The following is a 22,185-nucleotide window of genomic DNA, read 5'->3' as shown; positions in this document are numbered from 1 at the left end:
GGTGGCTCAGGTCAAGCGTATACGTCGCAATGTCAGCGGGATCATCCTGCTCGACAAGCCGCTGGGCTTCACTTCCAACGCCGCACTGCAGAAGGTCCGCTGGCTGCTCAATGCCGAGAAAGCCGGGCACACGGGCAGTCTTGATCCTCTGGCAACCGGCGTCCTGCCGTTATGCTTTGGCGAGGCCACCAAGTTCTCTCAGTACTTGCTCGATTCGGACAAGTCCTACGAGACCCTGGCGCAACTCGGCAAGACCACTAACACGGCCGACGCCGAGGGTGAGGTTTTGCTGACCCGTCCGGTGACCGTTGGTCGCGACGATATTGAAGCGGTTCTTCCGCATTTTCGCGGGCAAATCAGCCAGATACCTCCCATGTACTCAGCCCTCAAGCGTGACGGGCAGCCACTTTACAAGCTGGCGCGTGCAGGGGAAGTAGTGGAGCGCGAGCCTCGTTCTGTTACTATTGCGCGCCTGGAATTACTTGATTGCGAAGGCGAGACAGCCCGTTTTTCGGTGGACTGCAGTAAAGGCACCTATATCCGTACGCTGGTCGAGGATATTGGTGAGAAGCTTGGTTGTGGTGCTTACGTCGCAGAGCTGCGCCGTACCCAGGCCGGGCCTTTCTCGCTGGCACAAACAGTTACACTGGAAGAGCTGGAGCAAGTGCATGCCGACGGCGGCAATGAAGCGGTAGACCGCTTTTTGATGCCTTCGGACAGTGGCTTGCTGGACTGGCCGCTGCTGAAGTTTTCCGAGCACAGTACGTTTTACTGGCTGCATGGTCAGCCAGTACGCGCCCCGGACGCGCCGCAATTCGGCATGGTACGTGTGCAGGATCACGAAGGTCGCTTCATCGGTATCGGTGAAGTTAGCGAAGACGGGCGCATTGCGCCGCGTCGATTGATTCGGTCAGAGTGACCGAAACCAGTCCATTGGCAGGCTAGCCTGCGAGTGGGGTGGGACGAGGATGGCTGTCAACAGGCACGGTCATATCTCATTTTTTAATACGGGGTTTTGTCCCCGGCCTGTTGGAAACGTTTCTCCGGAAGCGCTTCCCTGAAATAAGGATTGCCCACATGGCACTCAGCGTTGAAGAAAAAGCTCAGATCGTAACCGACTACCAGCAAGCTGTTGGTGATACAGGTTCGCCAGAAGTGCAGGTTGCACTGCTGACCGCCAACATCAACAAACTGCAAGGCCACTTCAAGGCCAACGGTAAGGACCACCACTCGCGTCGTGGCCTGATCCGTATGGTAAACCAGCGTCGCAAGCTGCTGGATTACCTGAAAGGTAAGGACGTTAGCCGTTACAGCGCCCTGATCGGTCGTCTGGGTCTGCGTCGCTAATAACGACGTTGCTAGAGGTTGGTTGTCTGTCATGATCCATCGGGCTTGCCCGGGGGTGATGGCAGGCTCCCAGCCTCAAGTTTTATCTGGGCTGTGGAAGGGGCCGATTCCCCACGCTGCCCAAGAATTCGCAAGAAACCAGTTCCCCAAGAGCCACAAAGAAAGGTAGGAAACCGTGAACCCGGTAATCAAAAAGTTTCAGTTCGGTCAATCGACCGTAACCCTCGAGACAGGCCGTATCGCCCGTCAAGCCTCTGGCGCAGTATTGGTCACCGTTGACGACGACGTCAGCGTACTTGTGACTGTGGTCGGCGCCAAACATGCTGACGCTGGCAAAGGCTTCTTCCCTCTGTCCGTGCACTACCAGGAAAAAACCTACGCTGCCGGCAAGATTCCCGGCGGTTTCTTCAAGCGTGAAGGCCGTCCTTCCGAGAAAGAAACCCTGACCTCGCGTCTGATCGACCGTCCGATCCGTCCGCTGTTTCCAGAAGGCTTCATGAACGAAGTGCAGGTTGTCTGCACTGTCGTCTCCACCAGCAAGAAAATCGATCCGGACATCGCTGCGATGATCGGTACGTCTGCTGCTCTGGCCATCTCCGGTATTCCGTTCGACGGTCCGGTCGGTGCTGCGCGCGTTGCTTTCCACGAAAGCACCGGCTACCTGTTGAACCCGACCTACGAGCAGTTGCAGGCTTCGAGCCTGGACATGGTTGTGGCCGGTACTTCCGAAGCCGTTCTGATGGTTGAATCGGAAGCCAAAGAGCTGACCGAAGACCAGATGCTGGGCGCTGTGCTGTTCGCCCACGACGAGTTCCAGGTGGTCATCAACGCCATCAAGGAACTGGCTGCCGAAGCCGCCAAGCCTACATGGGACTGGCAGCCTAAGCCTGAAGCGACCGCACTGCTGGGCGCTATCCGTGCCGAGTTTGGCGACGCGATCTCCCAGGCTTACACCATCACCGTCAAGGCCGACCGCTATGCGCGCCTGGGCGAGCTGAAAGATCAGGTCGTTGCCAAGCTGGCTGTTGAAGAAGGCAGCCCGTCTGCCAGCGAAGTCAAAGCGGCTTTCGGTGAAATCGAATACCGCACCGTTCGCGAAAACATCGTCAACGGCAAGCCGCGTATCGACGGCCGTGACACCCGCACCGTACGTCCTCTGAACATCGAAGTCGGCGTTCTGCCCAAGACTCACGGTTCGGCACTGTTCACCCGCGGCGAAACTCAGGCGCTGGTTGTTGCCACTTTGGGTACTGCCCGTGACGCACAGTTGCTCGACACCCTTGAAGGCGAGAAAAAAGACCCCTTCATGCTGCACTACAACTTCCCTCCGTTCTCGGTGGGCGAGTGTGGTCGCATGGGCGGTGCTGGCCGTCGCGAGATCGGTCACGGTCGTCTGGCTCGTCGCAGCGTACAGGCCATGCTGCCGGGCGCTGATGTGTTCCCGTACACCATCCGTGTTGTGTCGGAAATCACCGAGTCCAACGGTTCCAGCTCCATGGCTTCGGTCTGCGGTGCATCCCTGGCACTGATGGACGCTGGTGTTCCGATGAAAGCGCCGGTTGCCGGTATCGCCATGGGCCTGGTCAAGGAAGGCGAGAAGTTCGCCATTCTGACCGACATCCTGGGTGACGAAGATCACTTGGGCGACATGGACTTCAAGGTAGCCGGTACCTCCAAAGGTGTTACCGCGCTGCAGATGGACATCAAGATCAAGGGCATCACCGAAGAAATCATGGAGATCGCTCTGGGCCAGGCCCTGGAAGCTCGCCTGAATATCCTCGGTCAGATGAACCAGATCATCGGTCAGTCGCGTAACGAGCTGTCGGCCAATGCTCCGACCATGATCGCGATGAAAATCGACACCGACAAGATCCGTGACGTGATCGGTAAGGGTGGCGCAACCATCCGTGCAATCTGTGAAGAGACCAAGGCTTCGATCGACATCGAAGACGACGGCTCGATCAAGATCTTCGGCGAATCCAAGGAAGCGGCTGAGGCTGCACGTCAGCGCGTTCTGGGTATCACCGCAGAAGCAGAGATCGGCAAGATCTACCTCGGCAAGGTTGAGCGCATCGTCGACTTCGGCGCATTCGTCAACATTCTGCCTGGCAAGGACGGTCTGGTTCACATCTCCATGTTGAGCGACGCTCGCGTAGAGAAAGTGACCGACATCCTGAAAGAGGGTGAAGAAGTCGAAGTACTGGTACTGGACGTGGATAACCGCGGCCGTATCAAGCTGTCGATCAAAGACGTAGCCGCAGCGAAAGCGTCGGGCGTCTGATTGATTTAAGCCGCTTGTGAAAAAGGACTCTTCGGAGTCCTTTTTTTATGTGCGCAATTAGGGGGTTACAGCGCCGTCGCGCAAAAAGCCATCTTTGAAACATGCATCTTGCAAGGATTAAAGCTGGTTAACGGGCAATCTGCACGATTACGCAAACTAACTAAAAATATAACTATATGATTTATATGGATTTTTCGTCGAGCTCGTATCTGGCACAGCGCTTGCGATATAACCAGTAACCCTGCAGCCACTCACCTGGCGCAGTTTTTGAGAAAAACAGGAGTTATCGTATGAAGAAGTTTGCTATCGCTGCCGCTACCGCAACTGCCCTGACTCTGACCATGGTTAACGCTGCTTTCGCACAGACCTCGGCTCAAGCGCCAATGGTTCTGGCAGCCAATACCACTACTCAAGAAGTCAAAGAAGATACTTCTGACACCTGGATCACCACCAAAGTCAAAGCTGACCTGCTGACTGAAAAAGGCATTCCTGGTTCGGACATCAAGGTTGAGACCAACAAAGGCGTGGTTTCCCTGTCCTCCATGGTAAAAGTTACTGAAGCCCAGAAAAACACCGCCGTCGCCATCACCAAGAAAATCAAAGGTGTTAAAGACGTATCGGCTGCTGGCCTGAAAGCCGAGTAATCGAATACTGCCTCATGAACACCCGCAGTCATTGATTGATGGAAAGTTCATGCGAGGCAACAAGGATGTTGCCATTACAGGCCCCGACTGAAGAGTTGGGGCCTGTTCTATTGTGGGCAGCCGTTTTACAGACAGGTGCTTGTGGCGATCAGCGACCGCGCCTGCTGTCTATCCGGACCAGACGTCCGCCTTCGAAGTGCAGGTACTGATACATCCCGTTGTCTGGACCGTAGATCCACTCCTCGATTTTGACGGTCTCTGCCCGGCGATAGTCGGCGCTGAATGTTTCCTGGGTGCCGGTAACCTCCTGACTGGCCGGCGCGCCGCACTTCTGCTGAACCTCGAACGTCCTGTCCCCGGTACTGATCAGCTGGTTGCCGCAACGCAAGGTCGATGCGAGGCTCGGCAAGGCGACTGATCCTGCTGCCAGGGTCAGTGACAGGTTGATCAGCATTTTGATTCGCATGTGTGGCAACGGATTTACTCACTGTCCAGGTGGAGCGGGCTGATGACTTTACCATCCGGTTGGGCCTGACCGAGTCGCGCGTCCACAAAGTAGACCCGCGCGTCTTCCAGTTTGCCCTTGTCCACCAGGTAGTCCTTGATGCTGCTGGCCCGGTTCTGGCCCAGCTCACGCAGCAATACTTCGTTACTGCTCCAGAACTTGAGTACGGCTGCACGCATCTGGCCGGCACGCTGGTCCTTGCTCAGGCTGGCCCATTCGGCAGGCGGCTGCTGTTTCAGGCGAGTCCGGTAGATGCCTTCCAGCATCGGTGCTTTCTCAACGTCTGGAACCTCTATAAGGCCAGCTTTGGCCGGAACCTTGTCGCCGCGGCGCTGAAGAATCTTGTAATACGTGTATTGATATTCGCGTTCGAGCCTCTGCTGGGCAATCAACGGACCGTCGCTGCTGGCGGCGCTGGTGCCTTCGATCTCAAGCTTGAGGTCCGGACGTTCCTTGAGGGCGCCAGAGAGCTTGTCCAAGGCCTTTTGCGCTTCTGCCGACAAGTCACTCGAGCCTGGCGCGAAGCTGACGCTACCGAGGTCCTCGGAGCTTCCGCCGGCAACCAGTCCGGCGAGCATCTTGAACGGGGCTTGCGCGGCGCGCAGCACGAGGTTGCGCAGGGTTTGCCAGACAATCGGCATCACGCTGAACTGAGGATTGTTGAGGTCCCCTTCGATCGGCAACTCAAGCGAAATTCGACCCTTGGTGTCCTTGAGCAAGGCGACGGCCAGGCGAATAGGCAGATCAAGTGCATCCGGGCTGTCGACCCGTTCGCCCAATTGCAACTGCTCGATCAATACCTTGTTCTGGGCCTTGAGCTGGCCGTTGGTGATCAGGTAGTGCAGGTCGAGGTTCAACCGACCCTTGCGAATCCTGAACCCTGCGAACTTGCCGGAATAGGGCGTCAGGTTGGTCAGTTCGACACGCTTGAAGCTGGTGGTGATATCCAGGCTGGCCATCGGGTCAAACGGGTTGACGCTGCCTTTGATGGTCACTGGTGCATAACGGTCGACCTTGCCTTCGATGTTTACCGGGGCAGGCGTGGCCTTGCGGTTGTCTATGGTGCCTATGCGACCGTTGAGTTGTTGCACGGCGGTCGCGAAGTTAGGTGTCAGGGTCATGTCGGCAAAGTTGGCCGAGCCATCCTTGATGTTCACTTCACCGACATAGATCGCCAGCGGGTTTTCCTTGTTCTTCCTGGGCGGCGACTTGGCTGTTTTCGGTTGCGCTGCAGTCTTGTCGTCCGGTTGCGGGATCAGCAGGTCATCGATATTGGTGGTGCGGTCCTCATTGATCATGAAGCGCGCGTAAGGCTGGCTCATGTTCACCCTGGCGATCGAAAGCCCGGTGCCGTGCTGGTAATCCAGCCCTTCAAGCTCCAGCTGTTGCCATTTGAGAAAGTCGCGCTGTTTGAGGGTATCGAGCGTATGGAGCTGGTTGACCTGCGCCTTGCCGGTCACGCTGAATGCAAGCGGTTCGGTACTCTTCAGATTGACTGCCAGGTCACTGCCCAGCATGCCGCTGCGCAATTCCAGAAGAATGAACGGGCTGATATAGGCCTGAGCCACTCGCAAGTCTATGTCTCGGGTCGTCACGTTCAGACGCGCACTCACCGGGTTGAGATTTACGTCGCCGCTTGCGCTGAGAGTGCCTTGTTTACCCAGCCCGGTGTCGAGCTTGAGGGTAAAGGGTGATTTATTCAGGCTGTCGAAGTTCTGGATATCCACATTAAGCGGGCCGACATCCAGCGCAACAGGTTCCTTGGGCACGCGATCCGCAAGGTGGACCGTGTAGTTGCGCAGCTGTACGTCACGCAACAGCACCTGCCATGGCTTGCTCGGCGTCGACGCTTGAGCGCTGCTGGCTGACGCTGGCTGAGCTGCCTTTTCGTCCACTGCCGGCTTTTGCGGCGGGGCCGGCTTGCCCGGCTGGCTGGCGAACAATTTTTGCCAGTCCAGCTGCCCGTCCGCCTCGCGCGCGGCCCAGGTTTCCAGCTTTTGGCTGCGGATCTTGCCTACGTTGACCAGTTGCTTTGCCAGGTCGACCGATGTTTCGCTGACGTCCAGGCGTTGCAGGCGCACCAGAGGTCGCCCGTCAGGCGTGTTCAACGCAAAGGGCGCGACGCTGGCTGACAGGTTGGTCAACTGGAAGCGGGTTTCCTTGGTCAGATCGAGCTTGTAAGCGGTGCTGAAATTGAGCACGCCATCCTCAAGTGCCAGAGGCAAGGCATCACGCACATAGGGCCACCACAGTTTCATCTTCCCGTCGGTGACTTTAAGCGTGCCCTCGGACGTGATCGGTATCAGGCTGATACGGCCTACCCAGTCAATCTGTCCGCCATCCGGCCCTGCCGCGACCAGTGTCATGTCGGCATTGTCTTCGGGCAGCGTGCTGAGGTTCTTGAGTTCGAAATTGAGTGCGTCGTAGAGAAACTCGATGGGCTGGCCGGGGCGCAGATCCTGAAAGTGAACGTAGCCATCGGCCAGTTTTATTTCGTCGATGCGCAGCGGGAACGGCTTGGCGGGTGGCTCATCCTGCTTAGGTTCGCTGGCTGGCAGTTTGAACAGCTGAGCCAGGTTGAGCTTGCCTTGCTTGTCGAACAGCAGCTCGGTCTTCGGTTTGATCAGCTCGACACGTTGCAGATGCAGGGCCCGTGTCCACAGGCTGTCGATTTGTAGATTAGCGTAGAGCTTTTCAAACGCAACCTGCTCCTTGCCCGGCGTCCCGATGTTCATGCCCCACAGGGTCAATTCGAGCGTGTAGGGATTGAATTCAAGCCGCTCCAGCCTGGCCGGTACGGTCGAGTAATTGGCCAGTTGCTGATTCGCAACACGCAGAGCAACGCCGGGAAGGATGAAAAACCCCAGCAAGCTGTAGAGCGCAAGCACAGCCAGCACGGAGCCAAGTGTGTATTTCAATCCTCTGGACATGGGCAGCGGCGTCTCTCTCTTTTGGAAGCCCTTGGAGTATGGCATGCCTGTTCGGTTCCCAAGGCACTGCCGTCACGGCTTGTAGGAGTTTTCCGGTATTAAATACGGATCAAAGTTGCAGAATCAGCGTTTTCAGCGGGGGCTGATTATCCAGAGAAGGGAAGTCCTCGGCGGGGCGCATTTCCTGACAGTCGCGCACCGGGCGCCCAGCCTTGGTTGCGCAGCGTAATACCTGCTCACGCCAGTCTTGCATGCTGACCTTTGCCAGATTGTTGCAGCAGATCAGCACGCCGTCGTCTGCTGTGGTCAGCAGGGCAGGTTTTAGCAGGCTTTGATAATCGCGCAGCAGGTCAACGGTGCCGAAAGCACTCTTGGCCCAGGCAGGCGGGTCGAGCAGGACCAGATCATATTGGCGCTGTTGCAGCTTTACGTAGCTGGGCAACTGCTGGCTGCGCCGCGCTGCGATGGGCAGCCCGGCCAACTGGCGAATCGCCGGGAAATAATCCGACTGAATGAACTGCATCGTTGGCAGATGGGGGTTCAGCGCACCATTCTCGCGGCCCACCGCGAGGTTGCCTTCGGCGAAATCCAGGTTGCACACCTCGCTGGCGCCACCGGCCGCAGCACTCAGACCTACGCCGCAGGTGTAAGCGAACAGGTTCAGGACACGCTTGCCCGCACTGTGCTGCTTCACCCAGCCACGTGTATTGCGCAGGTCGAGAAACAGCAGCGGGTCCTGGCCGGCATGTCGTCCACGGACCCGGTAATTGAGCCCCCATTCGTGCCCGACATGGTCGGCCAGCGCCGCATCTTCAGCCTTGTAGACCGTGTCTTGACGGTCCACACGCGAGTTGCCTTGCGAGCGATCGTTATAGACCAGCAGGGTTTCCAGCCCCAGGTAAGCATTGACCTGCGCATGCAAGGCGAGCAATGCCTCGCGATCCAGGCGGGTGTGGAAACTCTGCACCAGCAACTGCGGGCCGTAACGGTCGATGGTCAGCCCGCTGGCGCCTTCCTGGCTGCCGTGAAACAGTCGATAGCAATCCGTACCCTGCCTGTGCAGTTCGCCAAGCAATGGTTGGCGATTGTCGAGGGCGACGCCGAGCGCCTGATTCAAGGAAGACATGCTGAGCGCCTCGGGCTGGAATTAGGCGCGGGAGTTTACCAGTTACCGGTCGCCAGAGGTTTTTGCCGTCTGTTCTAGAGTCTGGAAGCCTGGGAGGGGCTGTCACACAGTGCCAACATTGTCCTGCTAAGTTGCTTTTTTGCCTGTCAGTGAGGGGATAACCGTGAGCCAGTTCGATCTCAAGCGTCGCCGTGTCATTCAGGCAGTCGGGGCCGTCGGGGCGGGTTTGATGCTGCCGGGCGTTGCGCCGGCAGTTATCGCATCCGTCCAGGACCGGCCAAAGATGGCTGACGGTGTTCAGTCCGGTGACGTATTCGGCGACAAGGCAATCGTCTGGAGCCGCAGCGATCGGCCTTCGCGCATGGTCGTTGAGTGGGACACGCGCAGTATGTTTACCCAGCCTCGTCGGGTGGTGTCGGCGCTCGCTGATCAGCGCACCGATTTCACCGCGCGCGTCGAATTGAGCGGACTGCCGGTCGATCAGGCGATTTTCTACCGCGTTTCGTTTGAAGATGCACAGAGCGGTGTGGTCAGCGAACCATGGTTCGGCCATCTGCGCAGCATGCCGCAACAGCGTCGTGACATTCGTTTCGTCTGGAGTGGTGACACGGTCGGGCAGGGCTTTGGCATCAATCCCGACATTGGCGGCATGCGTATCTACGAAGCGATGCGTTTGCGCTTGCCCGATTTTTTTATCCACAGCGGCGACACCATCTACGCCGACAGTCCGGTGCCGGAGCAGCTCACTACCGAAGGGGGCCGCATCTGGCGCAACATTACCACCGAGGCAAAAAGCAAGGTGGCGGAGACCCTTGACGAATACCGGGGCAATTACCGCTACAACCTGATGGATGAAAACATGCGCCGCTTCAATGCCGAAGTGCCGCAGATCTGGCAGTGGGACGACCACGAAGTCACCAACAACTGGTCGCCCAGCAAACAGCTGGATGATCGTTACAAGGTCAAGGATATTCAGTCGCTGTCCTCGCGTGCCCGTCAGGCGTATCTGGAATACGCGCCTTTGCGCCTGCAAGAGGCGGACAAGGGCGGGCGCATCTACCGCAAGATCCCCTATGGCCCGATGCTCGATGTGTTCGTCCTCGACATGCGCAGCTACCGCGACGGCAATGACGCCAACCTGGCCGACAAGCCTGGCCCGACCACCGCTTTTCTTGGTCGTGAGCAACTCGACTGGCTCAAGCGCGAACTCAGCGCGTCGCGTGCGCAATGGAAAGTCATTGCCGCTGACATGCCTATCGGTCTGGGCGTGCCGGATGGCGAGGTGAGCCCCGGTGTCCCGCGTTGGGAGGCCATTGCCAACGGCAATGATGGCCCGGCGCTCGGCCGGGAGCTGGAGGTTGCCGAGCTGTTGGCGTACCTGCGCGCGCAGAAGGTTCGCGATTGTGTCTGGCTGACCGCCGATGTCCACTACTGCGCGGCGCATCATTATCAGCCGGATCGAGCCGTGTTTCAGGACTTTGACCCGTTCTGGGAATTCGTGGCCGGGCCACTGAATGCGGGCAGCTACGGCCCCAACGTGCTGGACAATACGTTTGGCCCTGAGCTGGTGTTCCAGAAGGCGCCGCCTGCACAGAACACTTCACCTTTCGCGGGTTACCAGTTCTTTGGTGAAGTGAATATCGATGGGCAAACCGGCGAGATGTCCGTCGCGCTGCGTGATCTTGATGGTGTGTCGGTGTTTGAGCGCAAATTGCAGCCGACGGTGGAAGTCGGCCGAATCGTCTGACAGACAGCTGTAGCGGGGCGGGCAGGTTTTTCGGAAATTCCTTGCAACATGCTTGTCGCCGGTGGCCTATCATGAGCTACCTAACGACGAGACCGGATGCGTTGCATGCTGGCTATCTTTCTCGAAACCCTGAACATCACCGCCCCGGTGTTTGCCATGCTGTTCCTGGGTGTGTTCCTCAGGCGCATCGGCGCGATCAACGACGGTTTCATCGTCGCCGCTTCCGGGCTGGTGTTCAACGTCACCATGCCTGCATTGCTGTTTCTGGGCATCATCCACGCTGATTTGCGCACCGCGTTGCAACCCCGGCTGCTGATTTTTTTCAGCATCGCGACGCTGCTCAGTTTCGCGTTCGCCTGGGGCTGGGCGATCTGGCGCTGCCCGTACGCCGAGCGGGGGATCTACGTCCAGGGCGCGTTCCGCGGCAATAATGGTGTGATTGGTCTGGCGCTGGCAGCCAGTATGTATGGCCCGCCCGGGATTTCTCTGGGGGCGATTCTCGCGGCGCTCGTTATCGTGTTTTACAATACGCTGTCGACGGTAGTGCTGGCTGTATACAGCCCGGTGATCAAGTCTGACCCCTGGAGCATCTTCAAAAGTGTGCTGGCCAACCCGCTGATCATCAGCGTGCTCATTGCCTCCCCCTTCGCCTACTTCAGCATCGGTCTGCCTACCTGGCTGGAGACTTCCGGCAGCTATCTGGCACAGATGACGTTACCTCTGGCGCTGATCTGCATCGGTGGCACCCTGTCGCTGGCGTCGTTGCGCAAAAGCGGCAAGCTGGCCATCAGCGCGAGTGTCATGAAGATGGTCACATTGCCGGTGCTTTGCACGCTGGCAGCCTGGCTGGCAGGTTTTCGCGGGACTGAGCTGGGAATTCTGTTTCTCTACTTCGGCAGCCCGACCGCCGCAGCCAGCTACATCATGGCGCGCACTGCCAACGGCAACTATGAACTGGCTGCGGCGATCATCGTGATCACCACGCTGGCTGCCGCGGTGACCACCAATGTCGGAATTTTCATCCTGCAGTGGGGTGGCTGGATCACGCCGACGTGACGTAGCTGTCGATCACTTCCTGCGCTGCACGAAACGCGTCGATGGCTGCCGGCACGCCCGCGTATACCGCGCAATGCAGCAATGCTTCGCGAATCTCCTCGACCGTGCAGCCGTTGTTCAACGCACCTCGTACATGGCCCTTCAGCTCTTGCGGGCATTTGAGGGCAGTCAGGGTGGCCAGGGTAATCAGGCTGCGGGTCTTCAACGGCAGACCTTCACGGTTCCAGACGCTGCCCCAAGCGTGTTCATTGACGAAGTCCTGCAAAGGCTGGCTGAAATCGGTGGCATTACCCAAGGCCCGGTCGACGTAGACATCGCCCATTACCTGGCGGCGGATCTGCTCGCCGTCGTTGATTTTTTTGTCTGTCATGGCGTTTCTCCTGGGGTCGATGCGGGTTGAAATCAGTGCTGGCGGCGCCACGCGCTGACTGTGCGCCAGGCAACGATAAGGCCCAGCACAGGCAAAACAAAGGCAAGCATCCCGCCTTCAAGCCGGCTGGCCAGCGCCATGCCGGTACTTATCGCCAGAATATGCAGACCGTAGGTCAGGTACAGCGCCAACAGTAGCAGGCCTTCGATACGGTCGATGCGGTAGCCGGAATAGAACAGCGGCACGCACAGCAGCGAAACACCCAGCATGACAGGCAGGTCGAACACCAACGCGTTCGGCGAAATGGTCAGTGGCACGGGGGCGACCAGCGCAGTCAGCCCCAACACTCCCAGAAGATTGAACAGGTTGCTGCCGATCACATTGCCCACTGCAATATCGCGTTCGCCGCGCAGCGCCGCTATCAGCGAAGTCATCAGCGCAGGCAGCGAAGTGCCAATGGCAATCACTGTCAGGCCGACAATACGCTCGGAAAGCCCCAGATGAATAGCCATCACCACCGAGGCACCGACCAGCAAGTGGCCGCCGGCAGTCAGCATCAGCAAACCGGTGGCAAGCATGGCCATGCGCGTGAAGGTACGAGGTTTTTCCGCTGTGGCGGCGTTGCCATGGCGAGGGCCATGCCCGCCTTGACGGATGATGATTATCAGGCAGGCCAGCAGCCCGCTCAGAAGCAGCAGGCCGTCGAACCTGCTGAATTCGCCACTCCACGAAAGGCCGATGGCCAGCAGGCAGGCGCCGATCATCAGCGGGATGTCTACACGCACCACCTGGCGGGCCACGCGCAGCGGGATGATCAGCGAGCAAAGGCCGAGTATGACCAGCACATTGAAAATATTGCCACCGATGACACTGCCTACCGCGATGTCTGTGTTATCCGAGAAGGCGGCTTGCAGGCTGACAGCCATCTGCGGCGCACTGGTGCCCATTGCCACGACGGTCAGGCCAATGATCAAGGGCCTGACCTTGAAAATTGCAGCCAGGTGCACGGCTGAGCGCACCGACAGCTCTGCGCCGATCAGCAGCAACAGCAAACCGCTGAGCATCTGAATCAGCGCGGGAGCGGGCAGGGCCGATAGCTGGAGAATAGGAGTGTCCTTGACTGAGGGTTTAATCGAGGGCCTGAACGCGAACGGGCGCGGTGCCGCTGCGCAGCATACCCAGTTGTTCGGCGGCTTCGCGAGAGACATCGATCAGTCGCCCGCGCGTGTGGGGGCCGCGGTCATTGACGCGCACAATCACTGATTTGTCGTTGTTCAGGTTGGTGACCTTCACTCGTGTCCCGAACGGCAGCTGCCTATGGGCGGCGGTCAGGGCATTTTGATTGAAGGGCTCGCCGCTGGCAGTGCGATTGCCGTGATGGCGGGCTCCGTAATAAGCGGCCGTGCCCGTCTCGTCATAACCGTGAGGGTCAATGATGTGATTGGCGCAACCAGCCAGCAAGGTCAGCAGGCTGCCGGCAAGAAGAAGTCGGCGCATGGGGGTGAGATCCTGAGTGCCAGTGGGATTGAGGTGAATCTCGTGCCAATGCTCTGCGTTGATATGCATTTCGTGATGCTCCGCGTCACAACTCGATGTCGCACCGCGTACTCGACACTCGACGCAGAGCGTCCGGAAAGGCGTCCCCAGGCAGGGCATGGGGACGCTAGACGCTAGAGTGACGAGGCGATCAACCCTCCAGCTTGGCCTTCAGCAGTTCGTTGACCTGCTGTGGGTTGGCCTTGCCTTTGGAGGCTTTCATGGCCTGGCCGACGAAGAAGCCGAACATTTTGCCGCGTTTGGCCTCGTCAGCCGCGCGGTACTGTTCGACCTGTTCCGCATTGGCGGCCAGTACGTCATCGAGCATCGATTCGATGGCGCCGCTGTCGGTCACCTGTTTCAGGCCGCGCTTTTCGATGACTTCATCGGCGCTACCTTCACCATTGGCCATCGCTTCAAAGACCATTTTGGCGATCTTGCCCGAAATGGTGTTGTCGGTGATGCGTTTGAGCATGCCGCCCAGTTGCTCGGCGCTGACTGGCGACTGGTCGATTTCGACCCCCTGTTTGTTCAACAGGCTGCCCAGTTCGACCATGACCCAGTTGGCCGCCAGTTTGGCGTCGCCGCTGATGCTGACCACTTTTTCGAAATAGTCGGCCTGCTCGCGGCTCGAAGCCAGCACGCTGGCGTCATAGGTCGACAAGCCGAACTGGCTCTGGAAACGCTCGCGTTTCTGGGGTGGCAGTTCCGGCAGCGTGGCGCGGGTTTCTTCGATGAACGAGTCTTCGATGATCACCGGCAACAGGTCCGGGTCGGGGAAGTAACGGTAGTCGTTGGCTTCCTCCTTGCTGCGCATGGCGCGGGTTTCGTTGGTATTCGGGTCGTACAGGCGCGTCTGCTGGATAACCTTGCCGCCGTCCTCGATCAGGTCGATCTGGCGCTGGATCTCGCTGTTGATGGCCTTCTCGATGAAGCGGAACGAGTTGACGTTCTTGATCTCGCAGCGCGTGCCGAACTCGACCTGGCCCTTCGGGCGAATCGACACGTTGCAGTCGCAACGCAGCGAGCCTTCGGCCATGTTGCCGTCGCAGATGCCCAGGTAGCGGACAATCGCGTGGATCGCCTTGACGTAGGCCACGGCTTCCTTGGCGCTGCGCATGTCCGGCTCGGAAACGATCTCCAGCAATGGCGTGCCAGCACGGTTCAGGTCGATGCCGGTCATGCCCTGGAAGTCTTCGTGCAGGCTCTTGCCTGCGTCTTCTTCCAGGTGCGCGCGGGTAATGCCGACGCGCTTGACCGTGCCGTCTTCCAGCGTGATGTCCAGGTGGCCCTTGCCGACGATCGGCAATTCCATCTGGCTGATCTGATAGCCCTTGGGCAGGTCAGGGTAGAAGTAGTTCTTGCGGGCAAACACGTTGTGCTGGCCGATTTCCGCATCAACTGCCAGGCCGAACTTGACGGCCATGCGCACGGCTTCCTTGTTCAGGACCGGCAACACGCCCGGCATGCCGAGGTCTACGAGGCTGGCCTGAGTATTGGGTTCGGAGCCGAATGTGGTAGCGCTACCGGAAAAAATCTTTGATTGGGTCGAGAGCTGAGTGTGAATCTCCAGCCCGATGACGACTTCCCATTGCATGTGTTTCTCCTCAGAAGCCTTCAGGTGCGCGAGTGTGCCAATCAGTGACTTGCTGATACTGATGCGCCACATTCAAGAGGCGGCCTTCCTGGAAATACGGAGCGAGCAGCTGCACGCCGACCGGCAGACCATCGACAAAACCCGCTGGCATGGACAGGCCGGGCAGGCCCGCCAGGTTGGCGGTGATGGTGTAGAAGTCTTCCAGGTATTCGGCAATCGGGTCATGAGTCTTGGCGCCGATTTTCCAGGCCGGGTTAGGCGTGGTCGGGCCGAGAATCACGTCCACTTCGGCAAATGCGCTCATGAAATCGTTCTTGATCAGGCGACGGATTTTCTGCGCCTGCAAGTAGTAGGCGTCGTAGTAACCCGCCGACAGCGCGTAGGCGCCGACCATGATGCGACGTTGGACTTCCGGGCCGAAGCCTTCGGCGCGCGAACGCTTGTACAGGTCGGTCAGGTCTTTCGGGTCTTCGCAGCGGTAGCCGAAACGCACACCGTCGAAACGCGACAGGTTGGACGAGGCTTCTGCCGGAGCGATGACGTAGTAGGCAGGAATGGCGTGTTGCAGGTTCGGCAGGCTGACTTCCTTGACGATTGCGCCGAGTTTTTCCAGCTCCTTGACGCTTTCATGCACCAGCTGCGCGATGCGCGGGTCGAGGCCTGCACTGAAATACTCTTTTGGCACGCCGATACGCAGGCCCTTGAGCGAGGTATTGAGGTTGGCGGAATAGTCCGGGACCGGCTCGTCGATGCTGGTGGAGTCCTGCGGGTCGAAACCGGCCATGCCTTGCAGCAGCAGTGCGCAGTCTTCTGCGGTGCGAGCCATCGGCCCGGCCTGATCGAGACTGGAGGCGTAGGCGATCATGCCCCAGCGCGACACACGACCGTAGGTCGGCTTGAGGCCGGTGAGGTTGGTCAGTGCCGCAGGCTGGCGGATCGAGCCGCCGGTATCGGTACCGGTTGCGGCAGGTAGCAGGCGTGCAGCGACAGCGGCTGCCGAACCACCCGAAGAACCGCCTGGCACGCATTCCAGGTTCCACGGGTTTTTCACGGCGCCATAGTGACTCGACTCGTTGGCCGAACCCATGGCGAATTCGTCCATGTTGGTCTTGCCCAGCGTCACTGTGCCAGCCGAAGCCAGTCGTGAAACCACGGTGGCGTCGTACGGTGCCTTGAAATTATCGAGCATCAGAGACCCGCAACTGGTGCGGATGCCCTGGGTGCAAAACAGGTCCTTGTGCGCCAGCGGGGCGCCGAGCAGGGCGCCATTCTCACCAGCTGCACGCCGAGCGTCCGCCGCCTGGGCCTGAGTGATGGCCAGGTCTTCGGTGAGGGTGATGAAACTGTTGAGCTGCGGGTCAAGCTGTGCGATGCGCGACAGCAGAGCCCGGGTCAGCTCTTCAGAAGAAAACTTTTTTTCGGCGAGTCCGCGAGCGATCTCGGCCAGAGTCATTTGATGCATGCAGGCGCTTTCCCTTACTCGATGACTTTCGGAACCAGATACAGACCGTCCTGGACCGCAGGTGCGATGGCTTGGTAAGTGTCGCGGCGATTTCGCTCGGTGACAGCGTCTTCGCGCAGGCGCTGGGTTGCTTCCAGCGGATGGGCCAGCGGTTCGATGCCGGTGGTGTCGACCGCCTGCATCTGATCGACCAGGCCGAGAATGCTGTTCAATGCTTCGGTAGTACGCGGGATATCGGCGTCATTGAGCCCCAGTCGGGCCAGATGAGCGATTTTTTCCACGTCGGAGCGTTCAAGCGCCATGGGGTATCTCCAGTGGAAGGCTGACGGATTTGCTTTGTTGCCAATTGCGGAACACTATCGCGTTATGACTGTCTCAAGCCGCTAACGTCGAGGGTAGGGTTCGGAAAAGCGTCAATTTAGCATATTGGCTCCTTGCCCAAAATCCCTGTCGTTGTTAGAGTTTGCCGCACTTTTTTTACCACGCGTTCCCTAGGGTCCCTTTCCCATGTTCAAGAAACTGCGTGGCATGTTTTCCAGTGATCTATCCATCGACCTGGGCACTGCCAACACCCTTATCTACGTGCGTGAGCGCGGTATCGTTCTGAATGAGCCCTCTGTCGTCGCCATTCGTACTCATGGCAACCAGAAGAGTGTCGTCGCTGTCGGTACCGAGGCCAAGCGCATGCTGGGCCGTACTCCAGGCAACATTGCAGCCATTCGCCCCATGAAAGACGGCGTTATCGCCGATTTCAGCGTCTGCGAAAAAATGTTGCAGTACTTTATCAACAAGGTTCACGAAAACAGCTTTCTGCAGCCCAGCCCTCGTGTGCTGATCTGCGTGCCGTGCAAATCCACTCAGGTTGAGCGTCGCGCCATTCGCGAATCGGCCCTGGGCGCAGGCGCACGGGAAGTATTCCTGATCGAAGAGCCAATGGCAGCAGCCATCGGCGCGGGTCTGCCAGTAGAGGAAGCTCGCGGTTCGATGGTTGTCGACATCGGCGGCGGCACCACGGAAATCGCGCTGATCTCCCTGAACGGTGTGGTGTATGCCGAATCCGTACGTGTGGGCGGCGACCGTTTCGACGAAGCGATCATCACCTACGTGCGTCGCAACTACGGCAGCCTGATCGGCGAGTCCACCGCCGAACGCATCAAGCAGGAAATCGGCACGGCCTACCCGGGCGGTGAAGTGCGTGAAGTCGACGTCCGTGGCCGTAACCTGGCTGAAGGCGTGCCTCGTGCGTTCACCCTGAACTCCAACGAAGTGCTTGAAGCACTTCAGGAGTCGCTGGCGACCATCGTTCAGGCGGTCAAGAGCGCCCTGGAACAATCGCCTCCAGAACTCGCTTCGGACATCGCCGAACGTGGTCTGGTGTTGACCGGTGGTGGTGCGCTATTGCGTGATCTGGACAAGCTGCTGGCTCAGGAAACAGGTCTGCCGGTGATCGTTGCCGAAGACCCGCTGACCTGCGTGGCGCGTGGCGGTGGCCGTGCGCTGGAAATGATGGATAAGCACACCATGGATCTGCTCTCCAGCGAATAATTCGCCGGGGTGCCTTTCATGGAGCCTTTTGTATGCAGGTGGCGTATGTGCTACCTGTATGCATCAGGCTGACGCCGAAACAGGTGCCTATCTCTCTCATTTGTCCGGGCCGGTTACATACCGCATGAATAATTGCCATTTGAAGTTCGATCCGACGATCGCATGCCTGGAAGGAGCGGCCTATTAAACCGCTTTTTACAAAAGGCCCGTCGCTGGGCGTTCGTCTGCTGGTGCTGGCCGTTCTGTCGGTTGCGTTGATGGTTGTCGACGCCCGCTTTACGATCCTCAAGCCCGTGCGCAGCCAGATGTCGATGGTGCTCATGCAGTCCTACTGGATCGTCGATCTGCCACAACGTTTGTATCAAGGCGTTGCCAGTCAGTTCGGTAGCCGCACCGAGCTCATCGCAGAAAACGAAAAACTCAAGACCGAAGCCCTGCTCCTGCAAGGTCGCCTGCAAAAGCTGGCGGCATTGACCGAGCAGAACGTTCGTCTGCGCGAGTTGCTGAACTCCTCGGCACTGGTCAATGAGAAGGTCGAGGTCGCCGAGCTGATCGGCATGGACCCGAACCCTTTTACCCATCGCATCATCATCAACAAGGGCGAGCGCGATGGCGTGGTGCTCGGCCAGCCGGTGCTCGACGCGCGCGGTCTGATGGGCCAGGTTGTCGAGCTCATGCCCTACACCTCACGCGTTTTGTTGCTGACTGACACGACCCATAGCATCCCGGTGCAGGTCAATCGCAACGGTCTGCGCGCCATCGCCAGTGGTACCGGCAACCCGGAGCGTCTTGAGCTTCGGCATGTGGCAGATACGGCTGACATCAAAGAGGGCGACCTGCTGGTGAGCTCCGGGCTCGGCCAGCGTTTTCCGGCAGGCTACCCGGTGGCGACCGTCAAGGAAGTCATTCACGATTCCGGCCAGCCGTTTGCGATCGTTCGCGCTGTGCCCACGGCAGCCCTGAATCGCAGCCGCTACCTGCTGCTGGTGTTCTCCGACGGTCGCTCGCCGGAAGAGCGGGCAGCCGACGCTGCGCAGGCTCAGGAATCGCTCGACAAGGGTATCGAGCCTACAGTGATGGCGACATTGCCTCCGCCGGCGCCCGCATTCCCGATGTGGCCGCAGGCGAGCATCCCGGTATTCCCCGGCAGCACCGCCGCTCATAAATCTGCCGCTCAGCCGACGACGCCAGCGCCTGCCGCTGTGCCTGTCACGCCAGCGAAGCCCGCCTCCCGGCCTGCCTCGTCCCGACCGGCTGCAACGACGCCTTCCGGCGCCCGGGAGCCTATCGATGGTTAGTCATGTTTCCGGACGCAATGGCTGGGTGGTCTGGCTGACGTTCGCGATCGGCCTGCTGCTGAGCGTTTCGCCGCTGCCACAGTTCATGGAAATCTTCCGGCCCTTGTGGCTGGCCTTGCTGCTGACCTTCTGGGTTCTGACGCTGCCGCACAAATATGGTATGGCCACTGCGTGGATACTCGGGCTGATGGAAGATGTGCTGTACGGCACATTGCTCGGCCAGAATGCGCTGATCCTCAGCCTGATCACGTTTCTGGTGATGTCCTTGCAGCAGCGCCTGCGCATGTTTCCCATGTGGCAGCAGTGTCTGGTGCTGTTGGTAGTGTTTGGTCTGGCGCAGCTTGCGCAGCTTTGGCTGAGCGCGTTGACGGGTAATCGTCAGCCCACTCTGGCGCTGGTTCTGCCGGCGCTGGTCAGTGCGCTGTTGTGGCCCTGGATAAGTTACGGCCTGCGTGGATTGCGCAAACGTTTGAAAATCAATTAAACGCAAGGTGAGCGAGACGCCCTGTTGCGTCGTTCGTGCTCACCCGCACAGACACGGAGATGTCCTTATGCCCTTGCTTTATCTGGCTTCTGGCTCGCCGCGCCGCCGCGAACTTCTGACTCAGATCGGTGTGCCCTTTACTGTGCTGGGCGCTCAGATCGACGAAACCCCTCTTGACCACGAAACCCCTGCGGCCTACGTCGAGCGTCTGGCGCTCGGAAAGGCCCAGGCCGGTCTGGCGTTGTTGCCAGCCGATCAGCAGGCGTGTGTGATGGGTGCTGACACCGCAGTGGTGATGGATGGACGTATTCTCGGCAAACCGGTCGATGAAGCGGACGCCCTGGCCATGCTGAATGCCTTGTCAGGGCGTGAACACAGCGTGCTGACGGCCGTCGCGCTCTGTGACCGGCAACGCAGTGAAACCCGTGTCGTGAGCAGTCTTGTGCGCTTTCGCCCGATTCAGGCCCCTGAGGCACACGCCTACTGGGCCAGCGGCGAACCTGCCGACAAGGCCGGGGGCTATGCCATTCAAGGGCTGGCGGCGATTTTCGTCGAGGCCTTGCAAGGCAGCTATTCTGGGGTTGTGGGTCTGCCTCTGTGCGAAACCGCAGAACTGCTCGGCCGTTTCGGCATACCCTGCTGGCAATGCCTGGAAGGTGACAAGTCATGAGTGAAGAGATTCTGATCAACATCACCCCCATGGAATCACGGGTAGCAGTGGTGGAAAACGGCGTGCTGCAAGAGGTGCATGTCGAGCGCACCCAGCGGCGGGGTATCGTCGGCAACATCTACAAGGGCAAGGTCGTACGGGTTTTGCCTGGTATGCAGGCAGCGTTTATCGACATCGGCCTGGACCGCGCGGCGTTCATTCATGCATCGGAAATCTCCATGCGCGAAGGGCCTGCGGTCGAAAGCATCGCATCGCTGGTGCACGACGGGCAGAGCCTTGTGGTGCAGGTCACCAAGGATCCGATCGGCAGCAAGGGCGCACGGCTGACGACGCAGCTATCCATCCCCTCACGTTACCTGGTGTACATGCCGCGCACTGCCCACGTCGGTATTTCCCTGAAAATCGAGGACGAGGCGGAGCGCGAGCGGCTCAAGAAAGTGGTCAGTGATTGCGTGGCCCTTGAGGGTATCAAGGAGGCCGGAGGCTTTATCCTGCGCACCGCAGCGGAAGGCGCGGGTGCCGATGAAATCCTGATGGACATTCGTTACCTGCGCAGGCTCTGGGATCAGATTGCCGAGCAGATAAAGACTGTCAGCCCGCCCACGGTGATTTACGAAGACTTGGGGCTAGCGCTTCGGACCTTGCGTGATCTGGTCAGCCCGCGCATCGAGAAAATCCGTATCGACTCTCGAGAAACCTTTCAGAAGACCACGCAGTTCGTGGCTGAACTGATGCCTGAAATTGCTGATCGACTCGAGCATTATCCGGGCGAGAGACCGATATTCGACCTGTATGGCGTCGAAGACGAAATCCAGAAAGCTCTCGAGCGCAAGGTGCCGCTCAAGTCGGGCGGATATCTGGTGATCGACCCTGCCGAGGCGATGAGCACCATCGACGTCAATACCGGGGCGTTTGTGGGGCATCGCAACCTGGAAGAAACCATCTTCAAGACCAACCTCGAAGCGGCGATCGCGATTGCCCGGCAGCTGCGTCTGCGCAACCTGGGCGGCATCATCATTATCGACTTCATCGACATGGAGGACGGTGAACACCAGCGTCAGGTATTGCGCACGCTCGAGAAGCAGCTGGAGCGCGACCACGCCAAGACCAACATCATCGGTATCACCGAGCTCGGTCTGGTGCAGATGACGCGCAAGCGCACCCGTGAGAGCCTTGAGCAGGTGCTGTGTGAGCCCTGCCATTGCTGTGCCGGACGCGGCAAGCTGAAAACCCCCGAGACCATCTGTTACGAAATCTTCCGCGAGATTCTGCGCGAAGCCCGTGCTTATCAGGCCGTGGGTTATCGGGTTCTGGCCAATCAGCGTGTGGTGGACCGATTGCTGGACGAAGAATCGGGCAATGTGGCTGAACTTGAGAGCTTTATTGGCCGCACCATCCGTTTTCAGGTAGAAACCATGTACTCGCAGGAACAATACGACGTAGTGCTGCTCTGAGGATGCTGGCCGTTTGAAAGTTATTTTGAGAAGTTATAACGAGCGCCCGAAGGGTTTTTGGCAGGTATGCCGTTTTATCGAGAATGATGTGTGGCGAACGAGCAAAACCTGTACCTGACCGCACCTGCACCGT

At 59.0% G+C, this 22,185-nt stretch carries 20 protein-coding genes; 11 read left to right on the top strand and 9 right to left on the bottom strand.

Annotated features, from left to right (window positions below):
• The first annotated feature begins 1 nt into the window (after position 1).
• The 4 genes from truB to I9H09_RS19735 all read left to right on the top strand — a co-directional run bounded on the left by truB (position 2) and on the right by I9H09_RS19735 (position 4,272).
• Positions 2-919: a tRNA pseudouridine(55) synthase TruB gene (truB, locus tag I9H09_RS19750; protein ID WP_122347294.1), complete on the top strand. Its 918-nt coding sequence runs from the start codon at positions 2-4 to the stop codon at positions 917-919.
• A 158-nt stretch (positions 920-1,077) separates the two neighbouring features.
• On the top strand, positions 1,078-1,347 hold the full coding sequence (gene rpsO, locus I9H09_RS19745; RefSeq protein ID WP_002555121.1) for a 30S ribosomal protein S15: 270 nt from the start codon (positions 1,078-1,080) through the stop codon (positions 1,345-1,347).
• Between the two features lie 175 nt (positions 1,348-1,522).
• On the top strand, positions 1,523-3,628 hold the full coding sequence (gene pnp, locus I9H09_RS19740; RefSeq protein ID WP_024668788.1) for a polyribonucleotide nucleotidyltransferase: 2,106 nt from the start codon (positions 1,523-1,525) through the stop codon (positions 3,626-3,628).
• A gap of 290 nt (positions 3,629-3,918) precedes the next feature.
• A complete protein-coding gene (locus I9H09_RS19735; RefSeq protein WP_054098144.1) occupies positions 3,919-4,272 on the top strand; it encodes a BON domain-containing protein in 354 nt (117 codons plus the stop codon).
• A gap of 148 nt (positions 4,273-4,420) precedes the next feature.
• Here I9H09_RS19735 and I9H09_RS19730 read toward each other — a convergent pair whose 3' ends face one another.
• The 3 genes from I9H09_RS19730 to I9H09_RS19720 form a co-directional block, all read right to left on the bottom strand.
• Complete coding sequence (locus I9H09_RS19730) at positions 4,421-4,726, bottom strand: DUF2845 domain-containing protein (protein ID WP_054997871.1); 306 nt, start codon at positions 4,724-4,726, stop codon at positions 4,421-4,423.
• A 26-nt stretch (positions 4,727-4,752) separates the two neighbouring features.
• A complete protein-coding gene (locus tag I9H09_RS19725) occupies positions 4,753-7,707 on the bottom strand; it encodes a DUF748 domain-containing protein (RefSeq protein ID WP_183136734.1) in 2,955 nt (984 codons plus the stop codon).
• Positions 7,708-7,816: 109 nt separating this feature from the next.
• Entirely contained in the window at positions 7,817-8,833 is a 1,017-nt protein-coding gene (locus I9H09_RS19720) for a class I SAM-dependent rRNA methyltransferase (protein ID WP_053931508.1), read from the bottom strand.
• Positions 8,834-8,996: 163 nt separating this feature from the next.
• Between I9H09_RS19720 and I9H09_RS19715 the strand changes: the two genes are divergently transcribed.
• Together I9H09_RS19715 and I9H09_RS19710 are read left to right on the top strand one after the other, a co-directional pair.
• Positions 8,997-10,580, top strand: a complete 1,584-nt coding sequence (locus I9H09_RS19715) for an alkaline phosphatase D family protein (RefSeq protein ID WP_236502324.1) — start codon at positions 8,997-8,999, stop codon at positions 10,578-10,580.
• A gap of 105 nt (positions 10,581-10,685) precedes the next feature.
• Positions 10,686-11,636, top strand: coding sequence for an AEC family transporter (locus I9H09_RS19710; protein WP_005889008.1), 951 nt, complete (start codon positions 10,686-10,688; stop codon positions 11,634-11,636).
• On the opposite strand, the gene I9H09_RS19705 is transcribed toward I9H09_RS19710, so the two are convergent.
• The 6 genes from I9H09_RS19705 to gatC all read right to left on the bottom strand — a co-directional run bounded on the left by I9H09_RS19705 (position 11,623) and on the right by gatC (position 16,903).
• On the bottom strand, positions 11,623-12,006 hold the full coding sequence (locus tag I9H09_RS19705; RefSeq protein ID WP_054997873.1) for a carboxymuconolactone decarboxylase family protein: 384 nt from the start codon (positions 12,004-12,006) through the stop codon (positions 11,623-11,625). The genes I9H09_RS19710 and I9H09_RS19705 overlap by 14 nt on opposite strands.
• Positions 12,007-12,038: 32 nt before the next feature.
• A complete protein-coding gene (locus I9H09_RS19700; RefSeq protein WP_005889010.1) occupies positions 12,039-13,070 on the bottom strand; it encodes a calcium/sodium antiporter in 1,032 nt (343 codons plus the stop codon).
• 64 nt (positions 13,071-13,134) lie between these two features.
• Positions 13,135-13,503, bottom strand: coding sequence for a septal ring lytic transglycosylase RlpA family protein (locus I9H09_RS19695; protein WP_005889011.1), 369 nt, complete (start codon positions 13,501-13,503; stop codon positions 13,135-13,137).
• A 190-nt stretch (positions 13,504-13,693) separates the two neighbouring features.
• The gene (gatB, locus tag I9H09_RS19690; protein ID WP_024668791.1) at positions 13,694-15,139 is read right to left on the bottom strand and encodes an Asp-tRNA(Asn)/Glu-tRNA(Gln) amidotransferase subunit GatB; all 1,446 of its coding nucleotides are present in this window, start codon (positions 15,137-15,139) and stop codon (positions 13,694-13,696) included.
• Between the two features lie 10 nt (positions 15,140-15,149).
• Positions 15,150-16,601 (bottom strand): Asp-tRNA(Asn)/Glu-tRNA(Gln) amidotransferase subunit GatA, encoded by a 1,452-nt coding sequence (gene gatA, locus I9H09_RS19685; protein ID WP_122347293.1) that lies wholly within the window; start codon positions 16,599-16,601, stop codon positions 15,150-15,152.
• 14 nt (positions 16,602-16,615) lie between these two features.
• Positions 16,616-16,903, bottom strand: coding sequence for an Asp-tRNA(Asn)/Glu-tRNA(Gln) amidotransferase subunit GatC (gatC, locus tag I9H09_RS19680; protein WP_002555109.1), 288 nt, complete (start codon positions 16,901-16,903; stop codon positions 16,616-16,618).
• A 205-nt stretch (positions 16,904-17,108) separates the two neighbouring features.
• Between gatC and mreB the strand changes: the two genes are divergently transcribed.
• From mreB to rng, 5 genes are all read left to right on the top strand, one after another.
• Positions 17,109-18,146, top strand: coding sequence for a rod shape-determining protein MreB (gene mreB, locus I9H09_RS19675; RefSeq protein WP_002555108.1), 1,038 nt, complete (start codon positions 17,109-17,111; stop codon positions 18,144-18,146).
• Between the two features lie 230 nt (positions 18,147-18,376).
• Positions 18,377-19,444, top strand: coding sequence for a rod shape-determining protein MreC (gene mreC / locus I9H09_RS19670; protein ID WP_024690096.1), 1,068 nt, complete (start codon positions 18,377-18,379; stop codon positions 19,442-19,444).
• A complete protein-coding gene (gene mreD / locus I9H09_RS19665; protein WP_024668794.1) occupies positions 19,437-19,928 on the top strand; it encodes a rod shape-determining protein MreD in 492 nt (163 codons plus the stop codon). Before mreC ends, mreD begins: the two co-directional genes overlap by 8 nt.
• Before the next feature lie 67 nt (positions 19,929-19,995).
• Positions 19,996-20,598 carry a Maf family protein gene (locus tag I9H09_RS19660; protein WP_005889026.1) on the top strand — a complete coding sequence of 201 codons (603 nt, stop codon included), beginning with the start codon at positions 19,996-19,998 and terminating at the stop codon, positions 20,596-20,598.
• A complete protein-coding gene (gene rng / locus I9H09_RS19655) occupies positions 20,595-22,052 on the top strand; it encodes a ribonuclease G (RefSeq protein WP_005889028.1) in 1,458 nt (485 codons plus the stop codon). The genes I9H09_RS19660 and rng overlap by 4 nt, the downstream gene beginning before the upstream one ends.
• Positions 22,053-22,185 lie beyond the last annotated feature (133 nt).

The sequence above is a fragment of the Pseudomonas tremae genome, from assembly GCF_023278125.1.
Lineage (GTDB): Bacteria > Pseudomonadota > Gammaproteobacteria > Pseudomonadales > Pseudomonadaceae > Aquipseudomonas > Aquipseudomonas tremae.
This window is presented reverse-complemented; position numbering and strand designations above follow the sequence as displayed.